General features: G+C 71.6%; 8 protein-coding genes. 4 read left to right on the top strand and 4 right to left on the bottom strand.

Features of this window, described 5'->3' with window-relative positions; translation table 11 throughout:
* Window positions 1–158 precede the first annotated feature (158 nt).
* Complete coding sequence (locus ACWIGI_RS21305) at window positions 159–548, bottom strand: DUF4870 domain-containing protein (RefSeq protein WP_454204151.1); 390 nt, start codon at window positions 546–548, stop codon at window positions 159–161.
* Window positions 549–684: 136 nt separating this feature from the next.
* On the opposite strand from ACWIGI_RS21305, the gene ACWIGI_RS21300 reads away from it, so the two are divergent.
* The 3 genes from ACWIGI_RS21300 to ACWIGI_RS21290 all read left to right on the top strand — a co-directional run bounded on the left by ACWIGI_RS21300 (window position 685) and on the right by ACWIGI_RS21290 (window position 2,909).
* Window positions 685–1,038 carry a VOC family protein gene (locus tag ACWIGI_RS21300; protein WP_454204150.1) on the top strand — a complete coding sequence of 118 codons (354 nt, stop codon included), beginning with the start codon at window positions 685–687 and terminating at the stop codon, window positions 1,036–1,038.
* Between the two features lie 171 nt (window positions 1,039–1,209).
* Entirely contained in the window at window positions 1,210–1,629 is a 420-nt protein-coding gene (locus tag ACWIGI_RS21295; RefSeq protein WP_454204149.1) for a YciI family protein, read from the top strand.
* A complete protein-coding gene (locus ACWIGI_RS21290; RefSeq protein WP_454204148.1) occupies window positions 1,629–2,909 on the top strand; it encodes an RNA polymerase sigma factor in 1,281 nt (426 codons plus the stop codon). The genes ACWIGI_RS21295 and ACWIGI_RS21290 overlap by 1 nt, the downstream gene beginning before the upstream one ends.
* A 119-nt stretch (window positions 2,910–3,028) precedes the next feature.
* Here the strand turns inward: ACWIGI_RS21290 and ACWIGI_RS21285 are convergent, their stop codons facing one another.
* The 3 genes from ACWIGI_RS21285 to ACWIGI_RS21275 form a co-directional block, all read right to left on the bottom strand.
* Window positions 3,029–3,796, bottom strand: coding sequence for a 2-phosphosulfolactate phosphatase (locus tag ACWIGI_RS21285; RefSeq protein WP_454204147.1), 768 nt, complete (start codon window positions 3,794–3,796; stop codon window positions 3,029–3,031).
* 289 nt (window positions 3,797–4,085) lie between these two features.
* Window positions 4,086–4,229, bottom strand: a complete 144-nt coding sequence (locus tag ACWIGI_RS21280) for a hypothetical protein (protein WP_454204146.1) — start codon at window positions 4,227–4,229, stop codon at window positions 4,086–4,088.
* 67 nt (window positions 4,230–4,296) lie between these two features.
* Complete coding sequence (locus ACWIGI_RS21275) at window positions 4,297–4,731, bottom strand: YdeI/OmpD-associated family protein (protein WP_454204145.1); 435 nt, start codon at window positions 4,729–4,731, stop codon at window positions 4,297–4,299.
* Between the two features lie 638 nt (window positions 4,732–5,369).
* Here ACWIGI_RS21275 and ACWIGI_RS21270 point away from each other — a divergent pair.
* Window positions 5,370–8,147, top strand: a complete 2,778-nt coding sequence (locus ACWIGI_RS21270) for an ATP-binding protein (protein ID WP_454204144.1) — start codon at window positions 5,370–5,372, stop codon at window positions 8,145–8,147.
* Window position 8,148: the final 1 nt, after the last annotated feature.

Raw genomic sequence — 8,148 nt, 5'->3', positions numbered from 1 at the left:
CCGCGGGCCGCCCCGCCTCCCCCCCGCCGACGTCGCGGCGACACCCGACCGACCGCAGACGAACGGCCCGAGAGCATCTCGGGCCGTTCGTCTTCGGTATATGAGCCGCCGAGGGCGGATATCGGGGACGGATTGTGCTGGGTGGCAGGGGATGCTGACTACTTGACCGAGTTGGCCAGCTGGTCGGCGTAGGGGGCGATGAACTTGCCGACCAGGGGCAGCTCGGCGCGGACGCCGCCGACCCGGTTGGCCTGCAGCATCGCCATGATCCAGACCGCCAGGCTCAGGACCATCAGGGCCAGGCCGGCGAGGCTGAAGATGATGCCGAGGGCGCCGAGCAGGGAGCCCACGATGCTCAGGACGATGTTGAGGACCGAGACCGCGCCGAAGAAGACGATCGACTGCGAGGCATGGAACTTCACGTCCGGGTCGTTCTTGCCCACGAAGAGGAAGATCACTCCGGTGACCCAGCCGAGCGCGTAGGACAGGATCGCGCTCGTCTTCTTGTCGAGGCCGGTGGAGTTCGCGGGGTACTGAGAAGATGTCATGCGTTTAGTACACGCGGCGAACTTCGCCTACCAATCCCAACTTTCGGGGAAACCGCAGTTCACGCGAACCCGATCGGCGCCGTTCCGTTCCGATTCGTACAAGCGATCCCGCCCGGCCGACCGGCAGGATCAGCACATGATCGAACGCATCCACCCCTACATCGACGGCGACGACCCGGAAGTCTTCGCCCGCTTCTACTCCGGCGTCTTCGGGCTCGAAGTCGCCATGGAGACACCCGTGCTCGGCCTGCGCGCGCCCGGGAATCCGGCGGCCCAGCTCATCGTGCTGGCCCCCGGAACCGAGACGCCCACCCCGCGATTCGGCATCGATCTCGGCGACCCCGACCGCGTGGACGCCGCGCACGCCGAGGCCGTGCGGTGCGGCGCGAAGATCGTCTACCCGCTCACCGACGAGCCCTGGGGCGTGCGGCGGTTCTTCGTCGAGGACCCCGGCGGCACCGTGATCAACGTGCTCGCGCACCGACGCTGACTCGCGGGCGGGATCGACTCCGCCGGCCCGCCCGAGCGGGCAGAATGGCCGTCGGCGAACCGTCGCGGCGAACTCGCCGAAAAAAGTTTCGGCGGCTTGTCGATCTCCGACACCCCCCGTTCGACCTAGGGATGTAAGCAAGACGAACACCTACCCCCAGGAGACAAGACCATGAAGTACATGCTGATCATGCGCGCGACCGACGACGCCTGGGCCGCGATGGAGAAGTACGACTTCGACGAGATCCTCGAGACCATGGGCAAGTTCAACGACGAGCTCATCCGGGCCGGAATCCTGGTCGCGGCCGAGGGCCTCGAGGACGCCGCCCAGACCGTGGTCGTGGACTACGCCTCGGAAACCCCGGTGGTCACCGACGGGCCGTACGGCGAGACCAAGGAGCTCTTCGGCGGCTACTACATTCTCAACGTAGCGTCGAAGGAAGAGGCCGTCGAGTGGGCCAAGCGGATGCCGATGACCGGCCCGGGCGTCAAGACCGAGATCCGCCGGGTCACCTCGATCGACGAGTTCCCGCAGGACAACCAGTGGATCCAGAAGGAACGCGCCTGGCGCGAGGCCACCGGCCAGCTCTGATGACGCACCCCACCGGCCGGGAAGCCGTCGCGGCGGTCTGGCGCATCGAGTCCGCCCGGATCGTCGGCGCGCTGGCTCGCTACACCGGCGACTTCGCGATGGCCGAGGATCTCGCGCAGGAGGCGCTGGCCGAAGCGCTGGTGACGTGGCCGCGCGAAGGCGTGCCCAGGCAGCCGGCCGGGTGGTTGCTCACGGTCGGGCGGCGCCGCGCGATCGACGCGTTCCGGCGCCGCGCCGCCCTCGACGACCGGTACAGCGCCCTGGCGGGCACCCTCGGTGAGGGCGGGGCGCTGACCGGCGGCGAGCCCGCCGAACCCGCCGGTGCGGAAGCACAGGTGCTGTGGGATCCCGATCAGATCGACGATGACGTCCTCGCCCTGATGTTCATCTCCTGCCACCCGGTGCTCTCGCGCGAGGCTCGCCTGGCGTTGACGCTCCGGGTGGTGGGCGGTCTCACCAGCGACGAGATCGCGCGGGCGTGCCTGGTTCCGACCGCGACGGTCCAGGCCCGGATCACCCGGGCCAAGAAGACGCTCGGCGCCGCCGAGGTCGCGTTCGAGGTGCCGCCCGCGGCCGAGCGCCCGGCACGGCTCGGATCGGTGCTCGGCGTCATCTACCTGATCTTCACCGAGGGGTCCTCGGCCAGCACGGGCGGCGATCTGATCCGCACCGACCTGGCCGCGGAGGCGGTGCGGCTCGCTCGGGTGCTGGCCCGGCTGATGCCCGAGGGCGAGGTGTACGGGTTGCTCGCGCTGCTCGAGCTCACCGCCGCGCGTTTTCCCGCCCGCACGGCTCCCGACGGGTCGCCGGTGTTGCTCGAACAGCAGGACCGGCGGCGCTGGGATCGGTCCGCCATCGGGCGGGGCCGGGCCGCGCTGGGCAAGGCCGCCGAGGCCGGGCGGGGTCTGGGCGCGTACGGCCTGCAGGCCGCGATCGCCGAATGTCACGCTGTCGCACCGTCTGTCGAGGCGACGGACTGGGAGCGGGTGGTCGTGCTCTACGAGGCGCTGGGCAGGCTCGCGCCCTCCCCCGTGGTGGAGTTGAATCGCGCCGTCGCGGTGTCGATGGCGAGCGGGCCGGCCGCGGCGCTGCCCATCGTCGAGGAACTGACCGCGGCGGGGGCACTGGCGAATTCGCATCTGCTGCCCGGGGTGCGGGGCGAGCTGCTGACCCGCCTCGGGCGCAACGCCGAGGCGCGCGAGGCGCTGATCGAGGCGATCGGGCTGTGCGGCAACGAGCGGGAGAAGTCGGTGCTGGAAAAGAAACTCGCTGATTTGTGAGCCCGCTCGCCCGCCGCGCGTACTAGCCGTAGCGAGTCGGTGCGCGCGGAATTGACTTGGGGGCCGACTACATTCGCGCTGCACGACGCGCCCACCGCAATCGGGCGCCCAGCACCCGATCAGGCGGCGTCGACGAACGCCCCGTCGACCAGCAGCGGAACCACCTTGCTCGATTCGAGTTCCGTCGCGACGGTGACATCGTCACCGAAGCCCTTCGCCGCGAGCTCGCGCCCGGACGCGCAGTCGCGTACCAGGGCCCGAACGTCGGCGATGCCCTCGTAACCCGCCCGGGCGAGCACGGCTTCCGGCGAGAGCGGCCCCGAAACGCGCTGTGCGAGAGCGGTGATGACCGCGGCGGCGCCGAGCCAGTCCTCGACCGCGGGCCGCAGGACGTCGGCGCCGGGCCAGTGTTCCCCGGCGGCGATCACCGCGACCGGGTGGGATTCGGTGCCCCACCCCTGCCCGGCGATCCACTCCGCGACCGCGGTGGCGTTGCGCAGGGACGCGGCCAGTACCGGAATCCCGGTGACGGCGGCGCAGATCGCCGATCCGTTCGGCGAGGGCAGGACCAGTCGCGCGGGCGCGGGCGCCCGGCGCAGTGCGGCGGGCGACAGCGACCACGGCTGCCGCGCGGAGACGGCGCTGCGCCCGACGGCCACCTCGGCCCGCTGCGCGGCGGCGAATTCGGCCGCGTTGCCGTCGCGCCACGGGTAGGGCAGGACCCGGGTGCCCGCCTCGACCATGACCGACACCGAGGTGGTGAACGACAACACGTCCACGACGACGACCGCGGCACACCCCGGCCCGAGTGCCCGCGCCCCCGCCAATCCCCAGTCGATCCGGACACCGGCCGGCGACTGCTTCGACCACTCCGGAATCTCGATCATCCCCACCCCTTCACCACGCCCGACGAAACGGTTCGCCAGTGTGTCAGAGATCGGCCGGTTTCGCAGGACCGGTCGCTGCCACCGCCCGGTTGCCGAATGTCCACCGGCAGTGGGGCGTTCGCCGGAGCGCTCGATGACCACGCAGGTTGTCCCGGAAGTGCGCCCGTCTGGGTCATCAACTTCGTGGGACACGTACCCGCTTTGATCACCTCGGATTGCGGCGACCGGCGGGATGTAGATCACGGTCGCCGTAGAGCGTTATGCCCCGCGTCCAGCCTCGCCATCCGAATCACGCTGCGCCCCTTCGGCGCAGCGTTCGGCGAAGAATCCAGCCACCGGGCACCAAGCGCGCGGTGATGGCGATGGCGATGTTGGCCTTGACCGTCTTGACCGATTCCGAGGCAAAGTTGGTCAGCCAGATCCTGTCCGCCACAGCGCATCCGACCGCCCGCCCCGTCTCGGCTCGAGGTGCGAACCGTCGACGGGGATACTCCCCCGGTTCAGCCCCGCAGGCTCGCGATCGCCTTCTCGATACGCCGCTGCCGCGTCTCGGGCTTCTTGGCGCCCTCGATCGCGAGCACGTGTTCGCGCTTGCGACTGTGGGACAACGCGTCGTAGGCGGCGCGCGCTTCGGGGTCCGCGTCCAGCGCCTGAGCGAAGTCCGCGGGTTCGACAACCTCGCGCGGCTCGGTGTCCAGTTCCACCTCGACCTCGACCTCGTCACCGATCTCGATCCCCGCGGCCGCGCGGTTCGCCTTACTGAGACCGATCAGATGACGTCCGCGCATCAGGGCGATGCGGCTCCGCCAGGAATGCCCGTTGATGGTGATCGTGACCGGGGGCCGCGCACCGTCCCCGAGCGCGGTGACCACCTCGGGCGGCACCTCCAGTCCGCGCATCGGCTCGGGCGGCTCGACCTGCGACCGAAACTTCATGTGCGCTCTCCCGTTGACTCACGACGGGTCCGTCCGGCCCGCCTCTCGCTCCCCACTCCAAGATCATCGCGGGCGCGGCGCATGCCATGGCACGTGCCACGCCGTCCGAGGAACCGCACTGCGACAGCTCGCCGCCGATCAGGCCTCGACCAGCGCTGATGGCCCAGCCACGGCAGCCCACGTGCTCGGCCATCTGCCCGGAGCGGATCAGCTCCTGACCCGCGTCGACCACGGTCGTGAACGGCGGCAGGAACACCGGGTCGATACCGCGGCCTTCGCGAACTCCGAGCCACGAGCATCCTCGTGCACCACAGCCGAAACTCTCACGGCTGACGACCAGCCACGGCACCGCAGCCCTCCCGAACTCCGAGCCACGAGCATCCTCGCGCACCACAGCCGAAACTCGTACGTATGCAGCGCAACCGGATCGTTCTGCGACCTGGGCGTCGAGGACCAGGAACTCAAGTTCGGTGCTGACGGCGGCCGTGTCGACGGGGGTCGTCGCGACTTCGGGGGGCCGAGGCCCGGCGGCAGTTCGGCGTGGGTGATCGGTTGGGACCGGAGTTACCGTCGGTGCGCGGAACCCCGTACCGGGGTGTTCCCGCGCCCGCGACACGCCGGTGCGTGAGAATGTGGACGTGTCGAAGTCGAAGCCCGCGGGCGGGATCTCGGACCGTGAGGCCGAAGTGCTCGCCCTGGTGGGGCGGTACCGGAGCAACGCCGAGATCGCCGCGCAGCTGTTCATCTCCGTGCGGACCGTGGAGACCCACGTGTCCTCGCTGCTGCGCAAGGTCGGGGTGCCGGACCGGCGGGCGCTGGCCGAGCGGGCCGCCGAGCTCGACCGGACCGAGGCGGAGGGGGCGCCGGCCGCCGTGCTGCCCGCGCCGCTGACCTCGTTCGTCGGCCGTGCCCGCGAGCGCGACGAGCTGCGCGCGGCGGTGCGGGCGCACCGGCACGTGACCGCGCTCGGGCCCGGGGGCGTCGGCAAGACGCGGTTGGCGCTGGCGGTCGCCGCCGACCTGTCCGGTGAATTCACCGGCGGCGCATGGTTCGTGGACCTGGTGCCGGTGACCGACCCGGCGATGACCGGGGCCGCGGTGGCGCGCGCGCTCGGGATCGGCGAACAGCAGGGTCGCACCCTCGAGGAATCGGTGGCGGCCACGCTCGGCGAGCGCCGGGTGCTGCTGGTGCTCGACAACTGCGAGCATCTGCGCGACGGGGTGGCGCCGTTCATCGAATACCTGCTCGCGACCTGCCCGAACGTGACGGTGCTCGCGACCAGCCGGGCCCGGCTCATGGTGCCGTTCGAACAGGTCTTCACGGTGCCCCCGCTCTCGCTCGGCGACGACGCCGAGGACGCGGTCGCGCTGTTCCTGGACCGGGCCGCCGCGCTGGGCTGGCCGGTGGACGCCGAGCAACTGGATCGGGTGCACGAGATCTGCGGCCGGCTCGACGGACTGGCGCTGGCCATCGAGCTCGCGGCCGCCCGGCTGCCCACCCTCGGGCTGGACGGGCTCGGCGCGAGTCTCGCGGACCCGCTGCGGCTGCTGGTCGGCGGCCGCCGGGCCGATGAGCGCCATCGGTCGGTGCGCGCGATGCTGGACTGGAGCCAGGCGCTGCTGACCGAGGAGGATCGGCGGGTGCTGCGGCGGATCGCGGTGTTCGTCGCCCCGTTCACCGCCGTCGACGCCATGGCGGTGGCGGGGACGGCGGAGCTGGATTCGATCGCGGTCGCCGACGGTCTGGCTCGGCTCACCGAGCAGAGTCTGCTGACGGTCGTCCGATCCGCGCGCGGGACCCGGTACCGGGCACTGGAGACGATCCGCCAGTACGAGCGCGAGGAGCTGGTGAGCGCCGGCGAGCTCGAGGAAACCCTTGCGCGGCACGCACACTGGTGCGCGACGACGGCCGCGGAGTTGCTCGCCGACACCGCGCGCCCGGTGCGGGAGCGGTCTGCGGCGTTCGACGCGATCGCCGACGACACGCGCGCGGCACTGGCCTGGGCGGCATCGCAGGCCGAGCGGCGCGACGACGCGTTCGCCCTCGCGATGTCCCTGGCGCGGTTGACTTTCGATCGCAATCTCATCGGGGAATCCCAGCGGCGCTACGAACAGGCCGCGGCGCTGACCGCGGACCCGGCCGCCGCCGCCGAGACGCTGCGGCGAGCAGCCGAGGTCGCGGGCTGCCGGATGCGCGGCGAGGACATGTATCGCCTGTACCGGGCAGCCGCCGCGATCGCCTGCGGCGCAGCCGATTCGGCCGCCGCGGCGCGGGATCTGGCCACCGCGGCGATCACCGTCTTCCGCATGGCCGATACGTTCGCGCGCCCGATCGCGGTGAGCGAGGCCGCGGCGCTGCTGGACGAGGCGCGCGCACTCGCCGGGACGGATCCGTTGGCGCTGGCCGCGGTGGCGTTGGCCGAATGCGGGGTGCTCGCCCATGCCGACGCCGAGGTCGGCGACTCGGATCCGGCTGCCGCCCGGGTGTCGGAAGGTCCCGCCTCCGAAGCGCTGTCGCGCGCGCGACACGCGGTGACCCTGGCCGACAACACCCGGGACCCGCTCGCGCGCAGTGCCGCCCTGGATGCCCTGGCCGCGGCGCAGTGCTGGGCCGGAGACATCGTCGCCACCGCGGAGACCACCCGGCGGCGCGTGGCGCTGCTGTCCGCGATGCCGCCCACGCCGGCCAGTTCCCTCGAACACGTCAACGCGCTGTCCGAGGCGGCCGAGATCGCCGTCGGGGTGGGCGATCTAGCGGCGGCGCGGCAGGTGGCCGAGCAGTTGCACGACCTGCCGCTGCTGGCCGAGCGCGGCGATTTCGCCACGTCCGCCCTGCTGGTGGCGGAGGCGCTGGCGGGCGATCTCGACGACGTGCTCACTCGCAGTGGTGGATTCCTCGACGCGTGGGAGCTGTCCGGCCGCCCGCATTCCCCCGGTCTGGCTCCGGCGGCCGCGGCGGTCGCGATGGCGCACGGGCTGCGCGGCGACGATGTCGCGCGGGGTGAGTGGCTCGCGATCGTGGACGCGCTCGGCGGCGCCGGGGAACAGCAGTCCGCCTACCGCGCGGTGTTCGAGGCGATCGTGTTGCTCGATCGCGGCGAAACGACAAAGGCGCTGGAAGAATTGGCGATCGAACAGGATTCGCCCGACGAGCGTGCCATCTGGATCTGGCGGCACTGGTACGTCGCCCTGCGCGCCGAAGCCGCGGTGCTGTCCGGCCATCCGGATGCGCGCGGCGTCGTTGCCGCGGCGCGGACCACGGTGTCCGGCAACCCGATAGCAGGTCCGATAGTGGAGCGGGCCGCCGCCCTTCTCGACGGCGACACCACCCCGCTGGCCGCTCTCGCGGCGGAATTCGAACGCGCCCACTGTCATTACCAGTCCGCCCGGACCCTGGCCCTCGCGGCCGGGGTCTGAT

Source organism: Nocardia sp. NPDC055321 (assembly GCF_053645575.1).
This window is presented reverse-complemented; position numbering and strand designations above follow the sequence as displayed.